A 23,204-nucleotide genomic window follows, 5' to 3' on the forward strand; every position below is an offset into this window, starting at 1 on the left:
GAGGTCGGCGCCCTCACCCGCGCGGAGGCGGTGACCTGGCTGGGCACGGAGGAGGGCGTGGGCCGCCAGCGTCGCGCCCTCGCGGCCCCCCCGCCCCGCCCCCCCGCCCGAAGGAGCCGCCGTCATGGCAACCGCACCCCGCCCCCGCACCACCACCCGCGACCCCGAAGAGCTCGCACAGCGGCTGACCGCCTGGCTCGGCGACCGGCTGCCAGGGGCCAAGGTCGTGGACTTCCGCGTGCCCGAGTCCAACGGCATGTCCAGCGAGACGCTGCTCTTCGACATCGACCACCCCGAACCACCCCTGCGCGCCTGCGCGTTGCGCCTCGCCGCCGACCCCGCCGCGTACACGATCTTCCCCGTCTACGACCTGCGCCGGCAGTACGAGACCATGCGCGATGTCGCCCGCCACACGGACCTGCCCGTGCCGCGTGTGCTGTGGCTGGAGGAGGACCCGGGGCCGCTCGGGGCGCCGTTCTTCGTCATGGAGCGTGTCGACGGCCGCGTACCGCCCGACGTCATGCCCTATACGTACGAGGGGAATTGGCTGCACTCCGCGACCGACGCCGAACGCGCCGCACTCGAAGAGTCGACGGTCTCCCTCATCGCCCGCCTGCACGACCAGTACCCGGTGCCGTCGCCCGACCGGAGCCGCAGCGCCCTGCGCGCACACGTCGAGTCCCAACGCGACTACTACGCCTGGGTCGTGGACGGACTTCCGCGCTCACCGCTCATCGAGCGCGCCTTCGACCACCTGACCGCACACTGGCCCGCCGACGAGGGCCCCGCCGTCCTCAACTGGGGCGACGCCCGCATCGGCAACATCATCTACGACGGCTTCGCGCCCGCCGCCGTACTCGACTGGGAGATGGCGGCGCTCGCCCCGCGTGAGGTCGACCTCGGCTGGACGGTCTATCTGCACCGCTTCTTCCAGGACCTGACCGTCAGCTTCGGGCAGCCCGGCCTGCCGGACTTCCTGCGCCGCGACCGCATCGAGCGGCGCTACGCCGAACTGACCGGCCACACACCGCGCGACATGGAGTTCTACACCCTCTACGCGGCCCTGCGGCACGCCATCGTGATGCTGCGCGTGGCCTACCGCCAGGTGCACTTCAAAGAGGTGGAGGTGCCGGAGAACCCGGACCGGATGATCCTGCACCACGACAGCCTCGCCGCCATGGTGCAGGGGACGTACTGGTAACTGCCGAGGATCAGGCGGCCCGTCGCATCTGGGGCACCTTGATGGGACGCGAGCCCGGACCGCCGACGTGCGAGAAGGGCTGCGTCCGCCAGTCGAGTCCCTGAGGGAGCGTCAACAGCAGTGCGGTGTCCTGCTCCTGGACCTCCAGCGACTCATCGGCGGGACGCGCGTCCGCCGCGGGCCGGCCGGTGCCGGCGCAGACCGACAGCACGAACGGGTTCCACGGCGTCGGGCACAGCGCGTGCTCCGGCAGTTCGTCCTCGTCGGCGAGCAGCGCGATCGGCTGCGCGCAGTCCGGGCAGATCACCCGGTACATCTCGAAGGTGTCGTAGGCGTCGAGCTCGTGCGTCTCGACCAGATCAACAGGCTCCGGTTCAGTACGTCCGGTGCGCTTCACACTCTGCATGGAGATTCTCCCCCTCGGGTGGGGCCGACCAGGCACTTGCGGCCTCGACCACACCAAGCACTTCCCTCCGCGCCCCGCAGGTAACCGTGAGGTCTCGATGGACACGGCCGATGGCCTGTGGCGTTCGTCACATGCCTGACGCAGATGCCCGCCGGGTTTCCGTCGAGTGCCCGCCGGGTGACTGTCGGTTGTCCGCCCGGGTCCCGTCCGATCTCTTTCGGGTGCGCGTCCAGCATGCGGCCGACTGTGCCGCGGACCAGCCGGAGGCATAGGTTGAGCCGCATGGAGGAGCTGGATCGTCAGATCGTCGAGTTGCTCGTCAGTGACGGGCGCATGAGCTACACCGACCTGGGCAAGGCCACGGGCCTGTCCACCTCGGCGGTGCATCAGCGCGTGCGGCGTCTGGAGCAGCGCGGTGTCATCCGCGGGTACGCCGCGGTCGTGGACCCGGAGGAGGTCGGGCTGCCGCTCACGGCGTTCATCTCCGTGAAACCGTTCGACCCCAGCGCGCCCGACGACATCGCCGAACGGCTCGCCGGCGTACCCGAGATCGAGGCCTGTCACAGCGTCGCCGGCGACGAGAACTACATCCTCAAGGTCAGGGTCGCCACCCCGATCCAGCTCGAGGAGCTGCTCGGCCAGATCCGCTCGCTCGCGGGTGTGTCCACCCGTACGACTGTCGTCCTCTCGACCCCGTACGAGGCGCGCCCGCCGCGAATCTAGGCTGTTCTCCATGAGTGAGAGCGCGCCCCAGGCCGAACACCGCACCGTGCTGCTGCGCGGCGGTGACGTACACAGCCCCGCGGACCCCTTCGCGACCGCCATGGTCGTCGAGCGCGGGCACGTCGCCTGGGTGGGCTCGGAGGGGGCGGCCGACGCCTTCGCCTCCGGTGTGGACGAGGTCGTGGATCTGGAAGGCGCCCTCGTCACCCCCGCGTTCGTGGACGCCCACGTGCACACGACGGCGACCGGTCTCGCCCTCACCGGCCTCGACCTGTCCGGCGCCGCGTCACTCGCCGAGGCGGCGCGGCGCATCCGGGCGTACGCGGCGGCCCGGCCCGCCGACCGCATCCTCATCGGGCACGGCTGGGACTCCTCCCGCTGGCCCGAGCAGCGGCCGCCCCGGCGCGACGAGCTGGACGAGCTCACCGGCGGCCGCCCGCTCTACCTCACCCGGATCGACGTCCATTCGGCCGTCGTCACGACCGCCCTGCTCGACCTCGTGCCGGGCGCCCGCGCCATGACCGGCTTCCGCGACGGCGAGCCGCTGACCGGGGACGCCCACCACGCCGTGCGCTCCGCCGCGTACGCCGCCGTGTCGCCCGAGCAGCGGGCCGAGGCCCAGCGCGCCGCCCTCGCGCACGCGGCCTCCCTCGGCATCGGCACCGTCCACGAGTGCGGTGGCCCCGACATCTCCTCCGAGGACGACTTCACCGGCCTCCTCAAGGGCGCCGCCGAAGGGCCCGGCCCGCGCGTCGTCGGCTACTGGGCCGACACGGACGTGGAGCGTGCCCGCGCGCTGGGCGCCGTGGGCGCCGCGGGCGACCTCTTCGCCGACGGCTCGCTCGGCTCCCACACGGCCTGCCTGCACGAGCCGTACGCGGACGCCGCGCACACCGGAGCCGCCCACCTCGACGCGGCCGCCGTCGCCGCCCATGTCACCGCCTGCACCGAGGCCGGGCTCCAGGCCGGTTTTCACGCCATCGGCGACCACGCGATCAGCAATGTCGTCGAAGGCATGAAGGCAGCCGCGGCCGCCCTCGGCCTCGCCCGGGTGCGAGCCGCCCGCCACCGCGTCGAGCACGCCGAGATGCTCACTCCGGAGACCGTCGCCGCCTTCGCCGAGTACGGCCTCACCGCCTCCGTACAGCCCGCCTTCGACGCGGCCTGGGGCGGTGACACGGGCATGTACGCCCAGCGCCTGGGCATCGAGCGGGCCCGCACTCTCAACCCGTACGCCGCACTCCTTCGCGCCGGTGTGCCGCTCGCCTTCGGCTCCGACAGTCCGGTCACCCCGCTCGACCCCTGGGGCACCGTGCGCGCCGCCGCCTTCCATCGCACGCCCGAGCACCGGATCTCGGTGCGGGCCGCCTTCACCGCCCACACCCGCGGCGGCTGGCGGGCGGTCGGCAGGGACGACGCGGGCACGCTGGTGCCCGGCGCTCCCGCGGACTACGCGATCTGGCGCACCGACGAACTCGTGGTCCAGGCCCCCGACGACAGGGTCGCCCGCTGGTCCACCGATCCGCGCTCGGGTACGCCCGGTCTGCCCGATCTCACCCCCGGGCATCCGCTTCCCGTCTGCCTGCGCACGGTGGTCTTCGGACAAACGGTCTACGTAAGGCCGAACGAGTGAGATCGGGATATTTCGCACCGCCGATCGAAGGTGCGGCGGCTCGGTCGCGACCTGCGGATCTTCCTCGCCGCTCGGCCGAATCGGCCAATCGTCGCAGTTCACAGGACTGTTGACAGAATGCGGCCGCTGGCCGGTAGGTTCGGCCGAGTCCACCACGGGACGGACGGCCGGTGAAATGTCCACGCAGTCGTCGAACGCCGCTGGGTCATGGGGTGGTGCGCCGCACCGGCGCACCATCACTGGGAGCCAGGTTCAGCGCCCGCGCCTCGGGGGCGAGGGAAGGTTTCGGCCGGCCGGAAGGTGTGACCCGGGTGGGGCCCGGCGTTCAGTAGACAACGGCACTCGGTCGACCCGCAGCCAGCGGGTGCCGGTCCGGCCCGAAGGACGCCGGGCCCCGACCCGATGCCCCGAACCGATCCGATACCCCGAACCCGATGCGGCGCGCCGGTGTGGTGATCGGCTGCGGCGGTCCGGTTCCGCCCGGTTTCGTCCCCCTCGGTCACCGGTTTCCGGCCTCGATTCCCGCTTCCGTCCGTGCCGTGGCAGCAAGGTCACCGGGGCTCGCTATGGTGGTCCCTGCGAACGGACGTTAAGGGGCAGAAGTGAACGACGGTGGTCAGAGGCGGTACGGCCCGCTCGGCAGAGCCTTGGTGATCATCCCGACCTACAACGAGGCCGAGAACATCGCCTCGATCGTCGGCCGGGTGCGCTCAGCCGTGCCGCAGGCCGACATCCTGGTCGCCGACGACAACAGCCCCGACGGCACCGGCAAGATCGCCGATGAACTCGCCGCCGAGGACGGTCAGGTCCACGTCCTGCACCGCAAGGGCAAGGAAGGCCTGGGCGCCGCCTACCTGGCGGGCTTCCGCTGGGGTATCGAGCAGGGCTACGGCGTCCTCGTCGAAATGGACGCCGACGGCTCCCACCAGCCCGAGGAGCTGCCCCGGCTGCTCACCGCGCTCAAGGGCGCCGATCTCGTCCTCGGCTCCCGCTGGGTGCCCGGCGGGCGCGTGGTCAACTGGCCCAAGCACCGGGAGTTCCTCTCCCGTGGCGGCAGCACGTACTCGCGCCTGCTCCTCGGCGTGCCGATCCGGGACGTCACCGGCGGATTCCGCGCCTTCCGCAAGGAGACCCTCGAAGGCCTCGGCCTCGACGACGTCGCCTCGCAGGGCTACTGCTTCCAGGTGGACCTCGCCCGCCGCGCCGTCGAGGCGGGCTTCCATGTCGTCGAGGTCCCCATCACGTTCGTCGAGCGGGAGCTCGGGGACTCCAAGATGAGCCGCGACATCGTCGTGGAGGCTCTGTGGCGGATCACCGCCTGGGGCGTCGGCGCGCGGGCCGGCCGCATCATCGGCCGCAAGTCCTCCTGATCCGCTGCCCGTCCCCTCCTGCCGCCCATCCCCTCTTTACGCCACTCCGGCGGCCGCCCAGGCACACTGGGGGCATGACGACCGGCGTAACGACTCCGACCGCCCCGAAGCGCTCCCGCGCCCGTACGTTCCTTCCTCTCGGCATCGCCGCCTGGCTGGTGCTGGAGGTCTGGCTGCTGACCGTCGTGGCCCAGGCGGCCGGCGGGCTCACCGTGTTCGCCCTGCTGGTGGGCGGCGGCGTGCTGGGCGTGGTGGTCATCAAGCGGGCCGGGCGGCGTGCCTTCCGCAACCTCACCGAGACCCTCCAGCAGCAGCCGGGCGCCACGCCGGCGCGCTCGAGCGACGGCAACGGCTTCCTCATGCTCGGCGGTCTGCTGCTGATGCTGCCGGGACTGATCTCCGACGCGGCCGGCCTGCTGCTGCTCGTCCCGCCGGTGCGCTCGGCGCTCGGGCGGTTCACGGGGAGGGCGCTGGAGCGGCGCATGGGGAAGACGGATCCCGGTTCCCTCGAAGACGCCCTGCGGCAGGCCCGTATCCACCGGCCGGACGGAAAGATCGTTCAGGGCGAGGTCATCCGCGAGGACGCGCAAGGCCCGCGCGGCCAGGACGTCGGCCCGCGCCCCCCGCTGGTCCCGTAGCGGCTCTCCGACCGCACCGAGCGGCGGGTCCGCCGGCGCGAGTCGGCGCGACAGGCCGTGGGCGTGTCGGCCCGCGACGAGCTGCGGGCCGACACGGCGGGCACAACAAGCCGCAGGCTGACACGGCAGGCCCAGGGCTGACACAACAAGCCGCAGGCTGACACGGCAGGCCCAGGGCTGACACAACAGGCCGCGGGCCGACACAGACCGGGGCTGACAAACAAGCCGCGGGCTGCGGTACACAGTGCGTGTACGGCAGCCCGCGGCTTCTTGTGCTCACTATGTGTGGTGCGTCCTTACGCGGACTTCCGGCTGTCGCGCGGGTGCACCGCGATGTTCATGGCTCCGGAGCGCAGGACCGCCAGCCGCTCGGCCAGCACCTCCTCGAGCTCCTCGCGGGTGCGCCGCTCCATGAGCATGTCCCAGTGCGTACGCGCAGGCTTGCCCTTCTTCTCCTCGGGGCCATCCCCGTCCACCAGAAGCGCCATGGCGCCGCACGCCTTGCACTCCCACTCCGGTGGAATTTCCGCCTCTACCGAGAACGGCATCTCAAAGCGATGTCCGTTCTCGCATGCGTACTCCACCGCCTGGCGCGGGGCCAGATCGATGCCGCGGTCGGTCTCGTAGCTGGTCACCACGAGGCGCGTGCCGCGAAGAGCTCGCTCACTCATGAATCGTGCCTCCCGGGCTTGTCGCCCACAGGACAGGTGTCGCTGTCGTCGTCATCCGGTCAACGTCCGGTCGGCGGTAAAGATTCCCGTTGCGGGTAATGCGTCGCCCGTCGTGCCGCCCCTTGTTGTACCCACCAGTGCCCGGTTTGTCACATCTGGCAGAAAGTGTCACCCAGTGCTTTGATGTCCTCAGCGCGCAGTAACGGTCCGCCTGGCAGGCCAAAGGCGTACACTACCGGCCTTTCACTTCAACGTCTAAATCCGTTCGGGTACGGGGTTCCCCGCGGCCGCCACGGCGCGCCGCACCGGGACCCGCGCGAGCAGTACGAATCCGAGTCCGAAGAAGATCACCAGCGAGATGATCGCATCCCGGTAGCTCCCCGACAGCTGATACGCCAGACCGAACACCAGCGGTCCCAGCCAGCTCAGCCCCCGGTCGGTCATCTCGTACACCGAGAAGTACTCCGCCTCCTTCCCGCGCGGCACCAGATGCGAGAACAGCGACCGCGACAGCGCCTGGCTGCCGCCCAGTACCAGCCCGATCCCGGCGGCGAGCGCGTAGAACCACACCGGCGCCCCGGCCGGAAGGAAGTAACCGGCCGCGAGGATCAGCGTCCACGCCGCGAGCGACCCGAGAATCGTGCGCTTCGCCCCGTACGAGCGCGCGAGCCGCCCCATTCCCAGCGCGCCCGCCACCGCCAGCACCTGCACCAGCAGCACCGCCGTGATCAGCGTCGTCTGATCCAGGCCCAGCTCCTCCGAGCCGTACACCGAAGCCTGCGAAATCACCGTCTGCACCCCGTCGTTGTAGACGAGATACGCCAGCAGGAACGAGAGCGTCAGGGGGTGGCGGCGCATGTCCTTCAGCGTCGCGACCAACTGCTTCCACCCGGGGCCGACCGCGCCCTCCCGTGTCTGCGTCACCCGCCGGTCACGCAGCCTGCGCAGCGGTACGAGCGTGAAGGCGCCCCACCACAGCCCGGCCGAGGCAAGGCTGATCCGCACCGCGTCCGACTCGGACAGACCGAACGAGTCGTGGCCCGTATAGAGGACCAGATCGAGTACGAGGACGAGCGCGCCCGAGGTGTAGCCGAAGGCCCAGCCCCGGGCCGAGACCGCGTCGCGCTCCTCGGGGGCGGAGATCTGCGGCAGATAGGCGTTGTAGACGACCATCGAGACCGCCAGCGACGCGTTCGCGACGATCAGCAGGAACGCGCCCAGCAGATACCGGTCACCGTCGAGGAAGAACATTCCCGCGGTCGCCGTCGCCCCGAGGTACGCCGAGACCGCGAGGAGCGGCTTCTTGCGGCCCGTCCGGTCCGCCGCCGCGCCCGCGAGCGGCATCACCAGAATCGCCAGCACCATCGAGACCGAGACGGCGTACGGGAACACCGAACCGGCCCGGACCGGGATGCCGAGCGGATGGACGAAACCGTCCGCGTCCGCCGCGGCCTTCGCCACCGACGTCAGATACGGGCCGAGGAAGACGGTGAGGACACTCGTCGAATAGACCGAGCACGCGAAGTCGTAGAAATACCAGCCCCGTTGCTCGCGACGCCGCCCGGCGCCGTCGTCCGTGCCGTCGGTCCGGTCGGCGGTCTCAGCGGTCACGCCGCGCCCCCTTGATCGTCCCCGTTGATCGTCCCCGTGAGGAGACGCGCGAGGTTCAGACCCAGACTCCCCGGTCGGTCAGCACCGTACGCAACATCTCCAGATGATCGGTCATGATGCCATCCACCCCGAGATCGAGGAGGGCGGCCATCCGATCCGGGTCGTTCACGGTCCACACGTGCACCTGAAGACCGCGGGCGTGGGCCTCCCGCACGAAGCGCCGGTCCACCACCCTGATCCCGCCCTGCGACTCGGGAACCTGCGCGCACACCGCGCCCGCCCGCACCGCCGCCGGAATCCCGAACGAGCGCAGCCGCAGCCCCACCACCCCGCGCACGCCGTACGACGTCGCCAGCCGGGGACCGGCCAGCCGGTGCGCCCGCGCGACGCGGCTCTCCGAGAACGAACCAACGCACACCCGGTCCCAGGCCGCCGTCCGCCGCACCAGATCCACCAGCGGCTCCAGGGCGCCCTCGGCCTTGATGTCCACGTTCCAGCGGGCCTGCGGGAACTCCTCCAGCAGCTCCTCGAACAGCGGCAGCGGCTCCCTGCCCGCCACCCGGGCGGCGCTCACCTCGCTCCAGGGCAGCTCGGCTATCCGGCCGCGCGCGTCCGTCACCCGGTCCAGCGTCGGGTCGTGGAAGGCGACCAGCCTCCCGTCGGCGGTCGTGTGCACATCCGTCTCGAAGTAGCGGTAGCCGGTCGCCGCCGCGCGCCGGAACGCGGCCGCCGTGTTCTCCAGCCCGTCCGCCGTGCCGCCGCGATGGGCGAACGGTATCGGGAGAGCGTGGTCCAGGTAGGGGTGCCTGGGGTGGGATGCACGAGTCACGAACGCAGTATGGCCTGTTCGGGTGACGACCCGGCGACGACCGTGCTTCGGCCGCCCGCATCCGGGATGGCGAACACGCGCAGGAACAGCTGGGCGAGCGGGCCGATGGCGAGGGCGTACGCGACGGTGCCGACGCCGACCGTGCCGCCGAGCAGGAAGCCGGTGGCCACGACGACGACCTCGATCGCCGTACGGACCAGCCGGATCGAGCGGCCCGTCAGCCGGTGCAGTCCCGTCATCAGCCCGTCGCGCGGGCCAGGCCCGAAGCGGGCGGAGATGTAGAGGCCGGTGGCGGCGCCGTTGAGGACGATCCCGGCGATCATCACCGGGATCTGAGCGGCGAGACCGTGCACGTCGGGCACGACGGCGAGCGCGCCGTCCATCGCGATGCCGATGACGAAGACATTGGAGACCGTGCCGAGTCCCGGCTTCTGCCGCATGGGGATCCAGAGCAGCAGGACGAGGGCGCCGACGATGATCGAGACGACGCCGATGGTCAGTCCGGTGTGCTCGGCGAGGCCCTCGTTCAGCACGTTCCAGGGTTCGAGGCCGAGTCCGCTGCGGATGAGGAGGGCGGAGCTCGCGCCGTACAGCGCGAGCCCGAGGTAGAGGTGCAGGAGCCGGCGGAACAGTGTGGACACGTGGGGCCCCTCGGTGGCGTGAGCGGACTGGTGCGAGTGGACTGACGCATGACACTCTGTGGCTGGGAAACGGAACGCAACCATGGCCAATTCGACAAAGGTGGACTGACTTCCATGGCGCAGTGGACTTCGGCGGTCGGAGCGGCGCAGCTCGCCCGGCAGCTGGGCGGACAGCAGTCCCGGCCCGTCGGCCCCGGCACGCGCAAGCCGCCCGCCTACCGCGCGCTGGCGGACGGTATCCGGCTGCTCGTCCTCGAAGGCCGGGTGCCGGTCGCCGCCCGGCTCCCGGCCGAGCGTGAACTCGCCGTGTCGCTGGCCGTCAGCCGTACGACCGTGGCGGCCGCGTACGAGGCCCTGCGCGCCGAAGGGTTCCTGGAGTCCCGCAGGGGCGCCGGCAGCTGGACCGCCGTCCCGGCGGGCAACCCGCTTCCGGCGCGCGGCCTGGAGCCGCTGCCGCCGGAGTCGCTCGGCTCGATGATCGACCTCGGCTGCGCCGCGCTGCCCGCGCCCGAGCCGTGGCTCACCCGGGCATTCCAGGGTGCCCTGGAGGAGCTGCCTCCGTACGCGCACACCCACGGGGACTATCCGGCGGGCCTGCCGACGCTGCGCCAGATGCTCGCGGACCGGTACACCGAGCGGGGCATCCCGACGATGCCCGAGCAGATCATGGTGACCACGGGCGCGATGGGCGCGATCGACGCGATCTGCCATCTGTTCGCCGGACGCGGTGAACGCATCGCGGTCGAGTCGCCTTCGTACGCCAACATCCTGCAGCTGATGCGGGAGGCCGGGGCGCGGCTCGTGCCCGTGGCCATGGCCGATGAGCTCGAGGGCTGGGACATGCCCCGCTGGCGGCAGGTCCTGCGGGACGCGGCGCCGCGCCTCGCGTACGTCGTCGCCGACTTCCACAACCCGACGGGCGCGCTGGCCGACGAGCACCAGCGGCGGGCGCTCGTGGACGCGGCCCGGTCCGCCGGCACCGTGCTCGTCGTGGACGAGACGATGTCCGAGCTCTGCCTCGACGAGGACGTCGACATGCCGCGCCCCGTGTGCGCCTTCGACCCCGCCGGGTCGACCGTCCTGACGGTCGGGTCCGCCAGCAAGGCCTTCTGGGCGGGCATGCGCATCGGGTGGGTGCGCGCCGCTCCGGACGTCATCCGTTCGCTCGTCGCCGCGCGCGCGTACGCCGACCTGGGCACGCCGGTCCTGGAGCAGCTGGGCGTCAACTGGCTGATGCGGACGGAGGGGTGGGACGCGGCGGTGGCCGTGCGCCGCGCCCAGGCCCGGGAGAACCGCGACGCCCTGGTGGCGGCCGTGCGCCGTGAGCTGCCCGGCTGGGAGTTCACCGTGCCGCACGGCGGCCTGACCCTGTGGGTCCGCGCGGGCGGCCTCTCGGGTTCCCGCCTCGCGGAGGTCGGTGAGCGGGTGGGGGTGCGGGTGCCCTCCGGCCCGCGTTTCGGTGTCGACGGCGCCTTCGAGGGTTACGTCCGCCTCCCCTTCACCGTGGGCGGCCCGGTGGCGGACGAGGCGGCGCTCCGTCTGGCGTCGGCGGCGCGTCTGGTGGAGACGGGCGCGACGACGGGGACGGAGGCGCCGCGCACGTTCGTGGCCTGAGGGGAGTCGTGGCCTGAGGTGCCTTCCGCTCACCGGTCGGCTCTCCGCGGTCAGCTCTCGGCCGGGACCGCGGTCTTGGCCGGGCGCGGGTTCGTGTGCGGGCGCGGGTCGGGGTCGGTGGCCGGAAGGGCCTCGGTGGGTGTGGCGGTGGCGGTGTCGTCGGCGCGGTCAGGGAGGAGGGCCAGGACCGCCTGCCGGTGGGCCTCGGAGGCCACGTCGTCGTACGGGTCCGGCGTCGCCGGCACCTGAAGCCGCAGCACCGCCCCCGTGCCCAGCCGCGCGTATCCCCTGCCCGGCGGGACGTCCGGCCTCGGGGTCGTGTGCGGGGGCGTGCCCAGCACCGACGAGATCCGGTCCGGGGAGGCGGGGCCCAGTACGACGCGTGCGCGGAGGTGGGGACGTACCGTCTCGTTCAGGACGTCCAGACTGTCGAACTGCTCGGTGACGACCACCGTCACCCCCACCGCGCGCCCGTGCCGCAGGGGCACCTGGAGCAGCTGCAGCGGATCGGTCCGCCCGTCGACGGCGGCGAGGTGGCTGAACACGCTGGGCCGGTCGAGCAGGATCCACAGGGGACGCCGGGTGTCCTCGGGGGTGGGATGCCCCGCCTGCCGCGCCCGGTTCGCGGCGGTGAGCCGCCGCTCGGTCTCGTGTGCCGCCCACTCCAGGCTGGCCAGCGCCCCGGAGAGCACACATTCGACGGCCAGTACGCCGCTGCGCTCCGCGAGGCAGGCGAATTCGCCGGTGCCGCTGCCCTCGACGATCAGCACGTCGCCGTGCGGCAGCGCCTGGAGGGCGAGGGAGCGCAGCAGGGTCGTCGTACCGCTGCCGGGCTGGCCGGCGATGAGCAGATGGGGTTCCGTCGAGCGGGGACCGGTGCGCCACACCACCGGCGCCGCGTCCCTGGTCTCGCCGCCGTCGACGACCGGCACCGTGCGCTGCACGGCGTCCGCGTCCGTGAAGCCGAGCACCGTCTCGCCGGGAGCGATCACGAAGCGCTGCGCGGCGATCGTGGTGGGCAGGGCGGGCAGCACGCTCAGGACGAGCTGGTTGCCCTCCTCGTCCCAGTCGAAGAGATATTCGCGGCCCCGGCCCGACTTGGTGTGCAGCAGCTGCTCGACACGGGAGCGCGCGTCGGCCTCCGCGTCGGTGAAGTACGCCGGGTAGCGCACCCGCAGCCGCGTCAGCCGCCCGTCACCGTCGAACTCGGGGTCACTGAACGCCTTCGCCCACTCCCCGCCGTGGGCGTAGAGCGGATCCGGGTCCTCGGGCACGGAGAAGTACGGTACGAGCGCCTCGTACAGCGCGCGCAGCCGCGCCAGCTCCGCTTCGTCGGGCCCGGTCCGCGCGGTCGTGCGTTGCCGTCCCGTCCACGCGGCCAGCCCCATCAACGAGATCAGGGCGAGCAGCGGTCCGTACGGGACGAGGGCGACCACCAGCACGCAGGCCGCGGCCAGGAAGAGACTGGGGCCACGCCGTTCCTTTGGCGTGTCGGCCCACTTGCGCCGCCCGGCCGCGGCCAGCAGCCGCAGTCCGCGGGTGATGGTGATCAGTGGGTGGAGCACGTCGGTGGCGCTGTCGGCGGCCGTCCGCGCGATCTCCCGGCTGCGAGCGATCCGATCGCTGCCGTTGCTCAGAATGCGGGGAAGGGGTCGCCGCGCCACATCGGTCTCCTGGAGTTGTGGAAGGGGTGGGAGCTGGGACGGTCGTCAGAACTTGATCCCGCCCAGGAGGCTGGCGAGGCTCGCGCCTCCTGCCGTGATGCTCGGGGCGATGGCGGTGCCCGCGAGGTAGAAGCCGAAGAGTGCGCTGACGAGCGCGTGCGAGGCCTTGAGTCCGTCCTTCTTGAAGAAGAGGAAGACGATGATGCCGAGCAGCACGACGCCTGACATGGACAGGATCATGAGTCGTTCTCCTGGTTGAGGGGACAGTCACCATGAGTTCTTCCAGGCTCACAGGAAGTATCTATGCGATAAAAGGTGCAAATGGGTGAAAGGACGGCGTTTTCACTTGACTGGCCGATTCCGGCTTGCCGTCTGCGGAGTGAGGCGTTCCGAGTAACCTGTCGCAGCACCAGGTCAACGCAGTGAAAGGCGGTCAGTCCGATGAGTGAAACCCCGGAATCCCCGGAGACCCGGGAAGCCCCGGATCCCGAGGTGATCGAGCTCGCGACCAAGATCTTCGAGCTGGCGCGCCAGGGGGACGCGGAGGCGCTCGCCGCGTACGTGGACGCCGGTGTTCCGGCGAACCTCACCAATGACAAGGGCGACTCGCTGGTGATGCTCGCCGCCTACCACGGCCACGCCGAGGCGGTGGCGGCCCTGCTCGCCCGGGGTGCCGACGCGGACCGGGCCAACGACCGCGGCCAGACCCCGCTCGCGGGTGCCGTCTTCAAGGGCGAGGACGCGGTGATCCGGGTTCTGCTGGGCGGCGGCGCCGATCCGGAGGCGGGAACTCCGTCTGCGGTGGATACCGCGCGGATGTTTGGGAAGACAGACCTCCTGGAGCTGTTCGGCGCCCGGTGAACGGGTGTTGAACGCCAGGTGAGAGCGGCACCGTAAATGTGGTCGCGGTGACGAAATGGCTGGGTCATCATGACGTCGGGCCCGCAAGGGGCCACCGACGAGAGGCAGAGGAAGATGGACTTCATCAGGCGGAAGACGACGGGCAGCCGATCATGTTGCTGCGCGGCCTAGGCGAACACACCCCCGGTTGCGTCGACAGCTTGATGTGAGGCACTTTCCATGTTCGAACCAGTCATAGCGCCGAGCGGCACCCTGCTCGGTCTGCTGCAGAGGGGCCGCGGCGACGGCACGCTGCACGCGCTCGCCGCGCCACGCGCCGACGCCCTCGCGGCCCTCAACCACTGTGTGCTGAGCGACCCCCGCCACGACTGGCAGGTGGAGAACCGCTCCCTCTACTACGCACGCCTCTACCTGGACCTGCACGGCGGGCTCGACGAGATCGAGGCCCACCTCTTCCGGGCCGAGGACGTGTTCGACACGGACGAGTCGAGGACCGGGCTCGCGCTCTCGGTACTCGGCCACCTCGCTTCGTACGGGCGCGACGACGCCCTCCTCCTGCTGCGGCGGTACGCCGCCGAGGGATCCAACTGGGCCTGGGCCCTGGACGAGCTCGCCCTGCGCGACGACGACAGCGGACTGCGCTCGCTGGCGGCGCCCGTGCTGGCCCGCTTCCCGGCCTCCGCCGAGGGTGACGCCGAGCTGGCCGTGGCCGTACGCGACGCCTTCGAGCCAAGGCCGTGGCGGCTCTGGGCCGAGGACCAGCGGGACGCGGTCGGCGCGCGGGTGCGCGCCGCCCAGGAACGCGGCTCCTTCGACCGCTGGCAACGACAGATGCGGCCGAGCGGGCCGCGCCCCGGCTGGAGCGTCCAGGCCGTCTTCGACTGGGCCCAGCAGGGCCTGGAGCGCGGCAGCGTGCTGCACGTGCCGGCCGCCCGCTGCCTCACCGCGGTGGCAGGGCCCGGCGACCTTCCGTTGATCGTCGACACGGCCCGCCGGGGGCCCGACGGCGCGCGCGGCGCCGCCCTGCACTATCTGGCCGAGGCCCAGGACCCCGTCGTGCTGGATCTGATCGAGTCCGCGGCGGCCGACGCGTCCCGCACGGTCTCCGAGGCCGCCGTCGCCGCGTTCGAGCGTATGTGCGGCGAAGCCGCCGTCGACCGGGCGCGCGGCTGGGTCCACCGGCCCGATGCGCTCGGCGCGTCCGCCGCGGGCGTCCTCGCCTGCCGCGGCGGCGCCCAGGACGCCGAACTCGTCCTCGGGGCACTCCGCGAGACCGTCCGCGCGGACGGTCCCGACGCCCCGCTCCTGTGGACCCTCGTCGACGGGGCAGGCCGCCTCGGCATCGCCTGCGCGGCGCCCGTCCTGCGCCACATCTACCGAGAGACCACGTCCTCACAGCTACGCGGCCGCACGGCACGTGCCCTGGCCACGACCGACCCCTCCTTCGCCACCGGCTTCGCCGTCGAGTGCCTGTGGGACTGCGAGGAGACGACGAGGGAGGTCGCCGCGCTCCACGCCGAAACCCGCGACGCGCGCGTCGCCGAACGCCTCCGCCGGCTCGCGGCCGACCCGGCCGAGGAGGCCGAGGTCCAGACGGCGGTCCGCAGCCGCATCGGCCCGGACGCCCAGCCCCGCTGACACGGCACGCACCGCACGGGGGCTTGCCCCGGGCCCGGGGCGGTGCGGGTGGGGAGCAGCATCGATGTGCGGCTCCGCCGCGTGGCCCGCCGCAGGCGCCCCCACCCGCACCGCCCCCGGCCCCGGCGGCCAGCGCCCCGTAGCCGTCGGCCGCGCCGTGAGGCAAACGCTCATGGGACGTTCCCCGGGCGGAAAGATCCACGTTGGCCGCACCACCCCCGGCCCGACGACAACACCCGTATGCGTGTCGTCATCGTCACCGAATCCTTCCCGCCAGACGTCAATGGTGTGGCGCACTGCGCCCTGCAAACCGCCCGGCACCTCGCCGCCCGCGGCCACGACCCCCTCGTCATCGCCCCGGCCACCGCGCCGGTCGCCGGACGGCCCGAGACCGACGCACCCTGCCCCGTGGTGCGCGTGCCGTCACTGCCGTTGCCCGGCTACCCGCAGGTGCGCGTCGCGTTGCCCAGTCGGCGCGTCGCCGCCGCGGTCACCGCGCACCGCGCCGACGTGGTCCATCTGGCCAGCCCGTTCGTGCTGGGAGTGCGGGGCATGGCCGTCGCGGCGCGGCTCGGGCTGCCCGCCGTCGCCGTGTACCAGACCGACCTCGCCGGATACGCCCGTACGTACATGGGCGCGGGCGAGGCCACCGCCTGGCGCCGGATCCGGACCGTGCACAGCGCCGCCGACCGCACCCTCGCGCCGTCCAGCGCCGCCGTGCGGGACCTGGAGGAGCACGGGGTGCCCCGGGTGCGGCTGTGGCCGCGTGGCGTGGACACGGCACGCTTCAGGCCACAGCTGCGCGACGAGGCCCTGCGCCGCGAGCTCGCCCCGAACGGCGAGACGATCGTCGGGTACGTCGGCCGGCTCGCACCCGAGAAGTGCGTCGAGCTGCTCGAAGGCGCCTGCGGGCTGCCGAACGTACGGGTCGTGGTCGTCGGCGACGGGCCGAGCGAGGCGTCCCTGCGCACGGCCCTGCCGGACGCCGTGTTCCTCGGCCGCCGCACCGGGGACGACCTCGCCCGGATCTTCGCCTCGTTCGACGTGTTCGCGCACACCGGACCGTACGAGACGTTCTGCCAGACCGTGCAGGAAGCCATGGCGAGCGGGCTGCCGGTGATCGCGCCGGCCGCCGGCGGACCGCTGGACCTCGTCGACCACGGCCGCACCGGACTGCTCGTTCCGCCGCACGACGCGCGCGAGGTACGGGACGCGGTGGCCGCGCTGGCGGCGGACCCGGCGCGCAGGCAGGCGTACGGGCGGACCGGGCGGGACACGGTCGAGGGCCGGACCTGGGCCGCCGTCGGCGACCAGCTCCTCGACCACTACGCCGAGGTGCTGCGCGAGCGTACGGCGGTGGCGGCATGAGCGGAGCACACACCGGCCCGAGCACCGGCCCGAGCACTGGTCCGAGCACTGGTCCGAGCACCGAGCCCCGCACCGGGCTCCGTATCGTCCGGCTCGCGAACTTCGTGACGCCCGCCTCCGGAGGACTCCGTACGGCTCTGCGGGAGCTGGGCCGCGGCTATCTGGCAGCCGGACACGACCCGGTGCTCGTCATACCCGGCGACACGGAAAGCGACGAGATGACCTCCCAGGGGCGGGTCATCACGCTTCCCGGGCCCGTACTGCCCGGCACCGGCGGCTACCGGGTCCTCGCCCGCCGCACCCGCCTGCGCACGCTGCTGGAGGAGCTCGCCCCCGACCGCCTGGAGGTCTCCGACCGGACGACGCTCAGATGGACCGGCGAGTGGGCGCGGCGCCGCCGGATCCCGTCGGTGATGGTCTCCCACGAGACCGCCGACGGTGTGCTGCGTACCTGGGGGGCGCCCGGCGCGTTCGCCGAGCGCACCGCGGACCGGCTCAACCGGCGCAGCGCCTGGTCGTACTCGAAGATCGTGTGCACGACGGAATGGGCGGAACGCGAGTTCATCCGGATAGGCGCGAGCAACGTGGTCCGCGCGCCGCTCGGTGTCGAACTGGACCGGTGTCGGCCCGGCCGGCGCAGCAATGCGCTGCGCGCCCGCCACACCGAGGGCGCCGAGGTCCTGCTGCTGCTCTGCTCACGGCTGTCCGTGGAGAAGCGTCCGGCCCTGGCGCTCGACGCCCTCGCCACGCTGCGCGAGAACGGCGTACGCGCGGCGCTGGTCGTCGCGGGCGAGGGGCCGCTGCGCAGCGGGCTGACCCGGCGGGCGCAGGACTCCCGGCTGCCGGTCCGTTTCCTCGGGCACGTCGCCGACCGTGAGGCCCTCGCGGATCTGCAGGCGGCCGCGGACATCTGCCTGGCACCGGGACCGGCCGAGACCTTCGGGCTGTCCGCCCTGGAGGCCCTGGCGTGTGGCACCCCCGTCGTGTGCAGTGCCTCCTCGGCGCTGCCCGAGGTCGTCGGCGAAGCGGGCATCGCGGCCGCGGACACCCCCACGGCCTTCGCGGACGCGGTCCGCGACCTCCTCTCCCGCCCCGAACCCGCCCGCCGCGCGGCCGCCCGCGCCCGCGCGGAACTCTTCGGCTGGGACCGCGCGGTCGCCTCTTTCCTCGCCGCCCACGACGCCCCCGCCCGCATACCGGGGCACCCGGAGGCCGTGGCATGACACCGCACCTGAGCCCGCACGACCGCACATCCGGCGTGGCGCCCGACGACGGTCCAGGTGCGCCTGGTGGTCGCGTGACGGTCGCCGCCGTCACCGGCGAAGGGCGGGGCAGCGCTGCCCTGGCGTCCGCCGGCTCCCTCGGGCATGCGAGGGCCGCCGCCGGGCCGGCCACGGCCCCCGCCGCGGCGGGAGCCACGTGCGGCTCCAGCGCCGGAGGCGACCTGCGGGACGGTGCGGCGGCATGCCACCCCGGCGCCCGGTCCGGCGGCGCCGAGCAGGCCCTGGCGCCGCCCGGAGCGCCACAGGACCACGGGCTCTCCGCCGGGCGGGCCCCCGTACGCCCTTTGCGCTTCGCCGCCCTCGGGGACTCCCTCACCGAAGGCGTCGGCGACCGGGTCGACGGGGCCTGGCGCGGGTGGGCCGCGCTCCTCGCGGCGGGGCTCGGGAGCGACGAAAGACCAGCGGAATTCCGGAACTTCGCCGTCAGCGGCGCCCTCACCCGCGACGTCGCCGACCGCCAGACACCCGAGGCCGTCGCGTACGCACCCGACATCGCCTCCGTCGTCGTCGGCGTCAACGACACGCTCCGCTGCACCTTCGACATACGGGACCTCGCCGTACGCCTCGACAGCGTCTGCGCCGCGCTGGCCGCCCACGGCACCCGGCTGCTGACGGCCTGTCTGCCCGAACCGGGAGCGATGCTCGGGCTGCCCCTGCCGCTCGCCCGCCCCCTCGCGCGCAGGCAGCGGGCCGTCAACGCCGTCGTGCACGCGCTCTCCGAGCGTTACGGAGCCGTGCACCTGCACATGGCCGACGCCGCCTGGGTCGCGGACCGTTCCATGTGGAGCGCGGACCGGCTCCACCCCGGTGAGCGCGGTCACCGCATGATCGCCGCCCGTTTCCACGAGCTGCTCACGGCGGAGGGCCTCCGCCTCGGACCGGAGCCCGGAGTCGAACCACGCCAGCCCGCGCCGGGCCGGGTCGCCAAGGCGGTGTGGCTCGCCACGGCCGGCACCGGCTGGGTGGCGCGCCGCTGTACGGACCTGCTGCCCCAGCTGCTGGGGATGGCCGGATCGGAGGTACGGCACTGGGCCCGCGGCACCAGCGCCCGTCTCGACCTCATCGCAGAGAACGCGCTGTCCTCAGCGCTCGCCTCCGTGTCTCCGGCCTCCGTGTCTCCCGGCTCCGTGTCTCCGGCCTCCGTGTCTCCCGGCTCCGTGTCTCCCGCCTCCGCGCTCGCCTCTGTGTCTCTCACCTCTGTGCCTGTCGGCTCCGTGTCTCTCGACCCTCCCCTTCCGCCCCTTGCCAGAATGGGGGAATGAGCGGGCTCTGGGAATTCTGGATCGACCGTGGCGGGACCTTCACCGACGTCGTCGGCAGACGCCCCGACGGGCGTCTCGTCACCCGCAAGCTGCTCTCCCACAACCCGGAGCGCTACCGCGACGCGGCCGTCGCCGGCATCCGGCTGCTCCTCGGACTCGGCCCCGAGGACACCGTGCCGGCGGACCGGATCGCCGTCGTCAAAATGGGCACGACCGTCGCCACCAACGCCCTGCTGGAGCGGCGCGGCGAGCCGACCGCGCTCGTCATCACCGAGGGCTTCCGCGACGCGTTGCGGATCGCGTACCAGAACCGCCCCCGGATCTTCGACCGGCGCATCACCCTCCCCGAGGCCGTGTACGACCGTGTCATCGAGGTCCCCGAGCGCGTGGACGCCCATGGCGAGATCGTCCGCCCGCTCGAAATCGACCGGGTCAGAGACCAGTTGGCGGCCGCGCACCGGGACGGCGTGCGCAGCGCCGCCGTCGTCCTCATGCACGGCTACCGCCGCCCCGACCACGAGACCGCCGTCGCCGAAGCCGCCCGTGACCTGGGTTTCACCCAGGTCAGCTGCTCGCACGAGGTCAGCCCGCTGATCAAACTCGTACCGCGCGGCGACACCACCGTCGTGGACGCGTACCTCTCGCCGATCCTGCGGCGGTACGTGGACGACGTGGCGGAGGAACTCCGCTCCATCCGGCTGATGTTCATGCAGTCCAACGGCGGACTGCGCGAGGCCGCCCACTTCCGCGGCAAGGACGCCGTGCTGTCCGGTCCCGCCGGTGGCGTCGTCGGCATGGCCCGCACCTCGGAGCAGGCCGGTTTCGGCCGGGTCATCGGCTTCGACATGGGCGGCACCTCCACGGACGTGTCGCACTACGCGGGGGAGTTCGAGCGGGAACTCGGCACCCAGGTGGCGGGCGTGCGGATGCGTGCGCCGATGATGAACATCCACACCGTCGCGGCGGGCGGCGGTTCCCTCCTCCACTTCGACGGCCAGCGCTATCGCGTCGGCCCCGACTCGGCCGGCGCCGTACCCGGCCCCGCCTGCTACCGGCGCGGCGGCCCGCTCACCGTCACCGACGCCAATGTGATGCTCGGCCGCATCCAGCCCACGCACTTCCCGGCGGTCTTCGGGCCGGACGGTGACCAGCCGCTGGACGCCGACGTCGTACGGGAGCGGTTCGCGCGGCTCGCCGAGGAGATCGGCGAGGCCACCGGCACCGCACGCAGCCCCGAGGAAGTCGCCGCCGGTTTCCTGGAGATCGCCGTCCTGAACATGGCGAACGCCGTGAAGAAGATCTCCGTGCAGCGCGGCCACGACGTCACCCGCTACGCCCTGACCAGCTTCGGAGGCGCGGGCGGCCAGCACGCCTGCGCGGTCGCCGACGCCCTCGGCATCGACACCGTGCTCGTACCGCCACTCGCCGGGGTGCTCTCCGCCTACGGCATCGGCCTCGCCGACGCGACCGCCATGCGCGAACAGTCGGTGGAGGAGGAGCTGGGCGAGGCGACGCTGGGGCGCGTCGAGGCCCTGTGCGACGAGCTGGCCGCCCGTACCCGCGCGGAACTGCGGGCCGACGCCGTCCCGGACGACGCGATCAGCACGCGCGTGCGGGTGCTGGTCCGGTACGCCGGTACGGACGCCTCGCTTCCGGTATCGCTCGGCCCGCTCGGGGAGATGCGGGAGGCGTTCGAGTCGGCGCACCGGGCGCGGTACGCGTTCACGATGGACAAACCGCTCGTCGTGGAGGCGGTGTCGGTCGAGGCGGTGGGCGCGGCCGGCCCGCACGGGCCGGTCGTCGTCGAGGCGGCCGGCCATGGTGCGGCGACGCGGGCGAGGGCGACCGTGGGCATGTTCGTGGACGGCTCCCGCACGGACACCCCGCTGTACCGGAGGGAGGACCTCCGCCCCGAGGACACGGTCGAGGGGCCCGCCATCATCGCCGAGGCCGACGCGACGACCGTCGTCGACGAGGGCTGGCAGGCGGCCGCGAGCGCCGACGGGCATCTGCTGCTGACGCGCGTACGGCCCCGGCCCGGCCGCAGCGCCGTCGGAACCGATGTCGACCCGGTGCTGCTCGAGGTGTTCAACAACCTCTTCATGGCGATCGCAGAGCAGATGGGCGTACGCCTGGAGAACACCGCCCACTCCGTCAACATCAAGGAGCGGCTCGACTTCTCCTGCGCGCTCTTCGACGCCGAGGGCAACCTGATCGCCAACGCGCCGCACATCCCCGTGCATCTGGGCTCGATGGGCGAGTCCATCAAGGAAGTGCTGCGGCGCAACGACGGTGAGCTGCGCCCCGGTGACGTGTACGCGATCAACGACCCGTATCACGGTGGCACGCATCTGCCGGACGTGACCGTGGTGACTCCCGTGTTCGGGGACGGCGAGCTGCGCTTCCTCGTCGCCTCGCGCGGCCATCACGCCGAGATCGGCGGTATCACGCCCGGCTCCATGCCGGCGTTCAGCCGCACCATCGAGGAGGAAGGCGTCCTCTTCGACAACTGGCTGCTGGTGCGCGACGGCCGACTGCGGGAGGCGGAGACGCGGGAGCTGCTCACCGGAGCCCCCTATCCATCCCGGGATCCCGACACCAACATCGCGGACCTGCGCGCGCAGATCGCCGCCAACGAGAAGGGCATCGCCGAACTCGGCCGTATGGTCGAGGAGTTCGGCCTGGACGTCGTGCAGGCCTATATGGGGCACGTACGGAACAACGCGGAGGAGTCCGTACGCCGTATCGTCGCCGGGCTCAGCGACGGCTCCTGCCGTTACGAGACGGACGGCGGCGCCGTCATCGAGGTCGCTCTGCGGGTGGACCGCGAGGCACGCGGCGCGGTTCTCGACTTCACCGGTACGTCGCCGCAGCAGCCGGGCAACTTCAACGCGCCCAAGTCGGTCGTCATGGCCGCGGTCCTGTACGTCTTCCGGACGCTCGTCGCCGACGACATCCCCTTGAACAGCGGCTGCCTGGAGCCGCTGGAGGTCCGTGTGCCCGACGGCTCGATGCTCGCGCCCGTCTATCCGGCGGCGACGGTCGCGGGCAACGTCGAGACCTCCCAGGCCGTCACCGGAGCCCTGTACGCCGCGCTCGGCGTGCAGGCGGAGGGCTCCGGCACGATGAACAACGTCACCTTCGGCAACGACCGCGTGCAGTACTACGAGACCGTCGCGAGCGGCTCCGGCGCGGGCGACGGCTTCGACGGTTGCGACGCCGTCCAGACCCATATGACCAATTCCCGCCTCACCGACCCCGAGATCCTGGAGTGGCGCTACCCGGTGCGGGTCGACGCGTTCTCGGTGCGCGACGCCAGCGGCGGCGCGGGCCGCTGGCGCGGCGGCCACGGTGTCGTGCGCCGCCTCCGCTTCCTGGAGCCCATGACCGTGGCCCTCCTGACCGGCCACCGCCGCGTCCCCCCGTACGGCCTGGCGGGCGGCGCCCCGGGCGCCCTCGGCGAGAACGCGCTCGAACGCGCCGACGGCACGGTGGAGGAGCTGAAAGGAGTCGACACGGTGGACGTGGCCCCGGACGACGTCCTGGTGGTTCGCACCCCGGGAGGGGGCGGGTACGGGCAACCCGGCCCGGCGGGCGATTGACGCGCGGGGCCCCGAAAACCAGCCCCGTCGGAGCTTGGGCGCGGGGTCCGGGGGCGGAGCACCCACCCTCCAGCCCCGCCTGCGTTTGAGGCGCGGGGTTCGGGGCGGAGCCCCGCAATCGGGGCCTGGGGGCTTGCCCCCAGTTCGGGAAGGGGCGGGGCGGGGAGAAAGGCCCGCCGCAGGCGCCCC

At 72.6% G+C, this 23,204-nt stretch carries 19 protein-coding genes; 12 read left to right on the forward strand and 7 right to left on the reverse strand.

From position 1 onward, the window contains the following. The first annotated feature begins 124 nt into the window (after window positions 1-124). A complete protein-coding gene (locus tag ABT342_RS30700) occupies window positions 125-1,201 on the forward strand; it encodes a phosphotransferase family protein (protein ID WP_351581108.1) in 1,077 nt (358 codons plus the stop codon). Between the two features lie 10 nt (window positions 1,202-1,211). Here the strand turns inward: ABT342_RS30700 and ABT342_RS30705 are convergent, their stop codons facing one another. Continuing rightward, complete coding sequence (locus ABT342_RS30705) at window positions 1,212-1,607, reverse strand: hypothetical protein (protein ID WP_351581110.1); 396 nt, start codon at window positions 1,605-1,607, stop codon at window positions 1,212-1,214. 282 nt (window positions 1,608-1,889) lie between these two features. Here ABT342_RS30705 and ABT342_RS30710 point away from each other — a divergent pair, with 282 nt between their 5' ends. From ABT342_RS30710 to fxsA, 4 genes are all read left to right on the forward strand, one after another. Then, window positions 1,890-2,330 carry an Lrp/AsnC family transcriptional regulator gene (locus ABT342_RS30710; RefSeq protein ID WP_351581112.1) on the forward strand — a complete coding sequence of 147 codons (441 nt, stop codon included), beginning with the start codon at window positions 1,890-1,892 and terminating at the stop codon, window positions 2,328-2,330. Between the two features lie 10 nt (window positions 2,331-2,340). Continuing rightward, window positions 2,341-3,963, forward strand: a complete 1,623-nt coding sequence (locus tag ABT342_RS30715; RefSeq protein WP_351581114.1) for an amidohydrolase — start codon at window positions 2,341-2,343, stop codon at window positions 3,961-3,963. A gap of 602 nt (window positions 3,964-4,565) precedes the next feature. Beyond that, entirely contained in the window at window positions 4,566-5,333 is a 768-nt protein-coding gene (locus tag ABT342_RS30720) for a polyprenol monophosphomannose synthase (RefSeq protein ID WP_351581116.1), read from the forward strand. 74 nt (window positions 5,334-5,407) lie between these two features. Continuing rightward, window positions 5,408-5,971, forward strand: coding sequence for an FxsA family membrane protein (gene fxsA, locus ABT342_RS30725; protein WP_351581118.1), 564 nt, complete (start codon window positions 5,408-5,410; stop codon window positions 5,969-5,971). 296 nt (window positions 5,972-6,267) lie between these two features. Here fxsA and ABT342_RS30730 read toward each other — a convergent pair whose 3' ends face one another. From ABT342_RS30730 to yczE, 4 genes are all read right to left on the reverse strand, one after another. After that, on the reverse strand, window positions 6,268-6,642 hold the full coding sequence (locus ABT342_RS30730; RefSeq protein ID WP_114243432.1) for an RNA polymerase-binding protein RbpA: 375 nt from the start codon (window positions 6,640-6,642) through the stop codon (window positions 6,268-6,270). Window positions 6,643-6,897: 255 nt separating this feature from the next. Continuing rightward, window positions 6,898-8,253: an MFS transporter gene (locus ABT342_RS30735; RefSeq protein WP_351581121.1), complete on the reverse strand. Its 1,356-nt coding sequence runs from the start codon at window positions 8,251-8,253 to the stop codon at window positions 6,898-6,900. Between the two features lie 55 nt (window positions 8,254-8,308). Continuing rightward, window positions 8,309-9,082: a glycerophosphodiester phosphodiesterase family protein gene (locus ABT342_RS30740; RefSeq protein WP_351581123.1), complete on the reverse strand. Its 774-nt coding sequence runs from the start codon at window positions 9,080-9,082 to the stop codon at window positions 8,309-8,311. Next, window positions 9,079-9,807 (reverse strand): membrane protein YczE, encoded by a 729-nt coding sequence (yczE, locus tag ABT342_RS30745; RefSeq protein WP_502965643.1) that lies wholly within the window; start codon window positions 9,805-9,807, stop codon window positions 9,079-9,081. Before yczE ends, ABT342_RS30740 begins: the two co-directional genes overlap by 4 nt. A 30-nt stretch (window positions 9,808-9,837) precedes the next feature. Between yczE and ABT342_RS30750 the strand changes: the two genes are divergently transcribed. After that, a complete protein-coding gene (locus tag ABT342_RS30750; protein ID WP_351581126.1) occupies window positions 9,838-11,337 on the forward strand; it encodes an SCO1417 family PLP biosynthesis transcription factor in 1,500 nt (499 codons plus the stop codon). Window positions 11,338-11,387: 50 nt separating this feature from the next. Here ABT342_RS30750 and ABT342_RS30755 read toward each other — a convergent pair whose 3' ends face one another. Then, the gene (locus ABT342_RS30755) at window positions 11,388-13,001 is read right to left on the reverse strand and encodes a hypothetical protein (RefSeq protein WP_351581127.1); all 1,614 of its coding nucleotides are present in this window, start codon (window positions 12,999-13,001) and stop codon (window positions 11,388-11,390) included. A gap of 45 nt (window positions 13,002-13,046) precedes the next feature. Next, the gene (locus tag ABT342_RS30760) at window positions 13,047-13,241 is read right to left on the reverse strand and encodes a hypothetical protein (RefSeq protein WP_351224353.1); all 195 of its coding nucleotides are present in this window, start codon (window positions 13,239-13,241) and stop codon (window positions 13,047-13,049) included. Between the two features lie 201 nt (window positions 13,242-13,442). On the opposite strand from ABT342_RS30760, the gene ABT342_RS30765 reads away from it, so the two are divergent. From ABT342_RS30765 to ABT342_RS30790, 6 genes are all read left to right on the forward strand, one after another. After that, window positions 13,443-13,862 (forward strand): ankyrin repeat domain-containing protein, encoded by a 420-nt coding sequence (locus ABT342_RS30765; protein WP_351581129.1) that lies wholly within the window; start codon window positions 13,443-13,445, stop codon window positions 13,860-13,862. 219 nt (window positions 13,863-14,081) lie between these two features. After that, window positions 14,082-15,500, forward strand: coding sequence for a HEAT repeat domain-containing protein (locus ABT342_RS30770; RefSeq protein WP_351581131.1), 1,419 nt, complete (start codon window positions 14,082-14,084; stop codon window positions 15,498-15,500). 240 nt (window positions 15,501-15,740) lie between these two features. Beyond that, complete coding sequence (locus tag ABT342_RS30775; protein ID WP_351581133.1) at window positions 15,741-16,868, forward strand: glycosyltransferase family 4 protein; 1,128 nt, start codon at window positions 15,741-15,743, stop codon at window positions 16,866-16,868. Next, the gene (locus tag ABT342_RS30780) at window positions 16,865-18,091 is read left to right on the forward strand and encodes a glycosyltransferase (RefSeq protein WP_351581135.1); all 1,227 of its coding nucleotides are present in this window, start codon (window positions 16,865-16,867) and stop codon (window positions 18,089-18,091) included. Before ABT342_RS30775 ends, ABT342_RS30780 begins: the two co-directional genes overlap by 4 nt. Window positions 18,092-18,435: 344 nt before the next feature. Further along, window positions 18,436-19,413 carry an SGNH/GDSL hydrolase family protein gene (locus ABT342_RS30785; RefSeq protein ID WP_351581187.1) on the forward strand — a complete coding sequence of 326 codons (978 nt, stop codon included), beginning with the start codon at window positions 18,436-18,438 and terminating at the stop codon, window positions 19,411-19,413. Then, on the forward strand, window positions 19,410-23,015 hold the full coding sequence (locus ABT342_RS30790) for a hydantoinase B/oxoprolinase family protein (protein ID WP_351581137.1): 3,606 nt from the start codon (window positions 19,410-19,412) through the stop codon (window positions 23,013-23,015). The genes ABT342_RS30785 and ABT342_RS30790 overlap by 4 nt, the downstream gene beginning before the upstream one ends. The last annotated feature ends 189 nt before the right edge of the window (window positions 23,016-23,204 follow it).

Source organism: Streptomyces sp. NPDC000410 (genome assembly GCF_040300305.1).
GTDB lineage: Bacteria > Actinomycetota > Actinomycetes > Streptomycetales > Streptomycetaceae > Streptomyces.

Excerpts from the sequence above, each read along its gene's own strand:
- ABT342_RS30730 (WP_114243432.1), bottom strand. The coding sequence starts at position 6,642 with ATGAGTGAGCGAGCTCTTCGCGGCACGCGCCTCGTGGTGACCAGCTAC.
- ABT342_RS30760 (WP_351224353.1), bottom strand. The coding sequence starts at position 13,241 with ATGATCCTGTCCATGTCAGGCGTCGTGCTGCTCGGCATCATCGTCTTC.
- yczE (WP_502965643.1), bottom strand. The coding sequence starts at position 9,807 with ATGGTTGCGTTCCGTTTCCCAGCCACAGAGTGTCATGCGTCAGTCCAC.
- ABT342_RS30775 (WP_351581133.1), top strand. The coding sequence starts at position 15,741 with ATGCGTGTCGTCATCGTCACCGAATCCTTCCCGCCAGACGTCAATGGT.
- ABT342_RS30705 (WP_351581110.1), bottom strand. The coding sequence starts at position 1,607 with ATGCAGAGTGTGAAGCGCACCGGACGTACTGAACCGGAGCCTGTTGAT.
- ABT342_RS30710 (WP_351581112.1), top strand. The coding sequence starts at position 1,890 with ATGGAGGAGCTGGATCGTCAGATCGTCGAGTTGCTCGTCAGTGACGGG.
- ABT342_RS30770 (WP_351581131.1), top strand. The coding sequence starts at position 14,082 with ATGTTCGAACCAGTCATAGCGCCGAGCGGCACCCTGCTCGGTCTGCTG.
- ABT342_RS30700 (WP_351581108.1), top strand. The coding sequence starts at position 125 with ATGGCAACCGCACCCCGCCCCCGCACCACCACCCGCGACCCCGAAGAG.
- fxsA (WP_351581118.1), top strand. The coding sequence starts at position 5,408 with ATGACGACCGGCGTAACGACTCCGACCGCCCCGAAGCGCTCCCGCGCC.
- ABT342_RS30750 (WP_351581126.1), top strand. The coding sequence starts at position 9,838 with ATGGCGCAGTGGACTTCGGCGGTCGGAGCGGCGCAGCTCGCCCGGCAG.
- ABT342_RS30715 (WP_351581114.1), top strand. The coding sequence starts at position 2,341 with ATGAGTGAGAGCGCGCCCCAGGCCGAACACCGCACCGTGCTGCTGCGC.
- ABT342_RS30765 (WP_351581129.1), top strand. The coding sequence starts at position 13,443 with ATGAGTGAAACCCCGGAATCCCCGGAGACCCGGGAAGCCCCGGATCCC.
- ABT342_RS30790 (WP_351581137.1), top strand. The coding sequence starts at position 19,410 with ATGAGCGGGCTCTGGGAATTCTGGATCGACCGTGGCGGGACCTTCACC.
- ABT342_RS30780 (WP_351581135.1), top strand. The coding sequence starts at position 16,865 with ATGAGCGGAGCACACACCGGCCCGAGCACCGGCCCGAGCACTGGTCCG.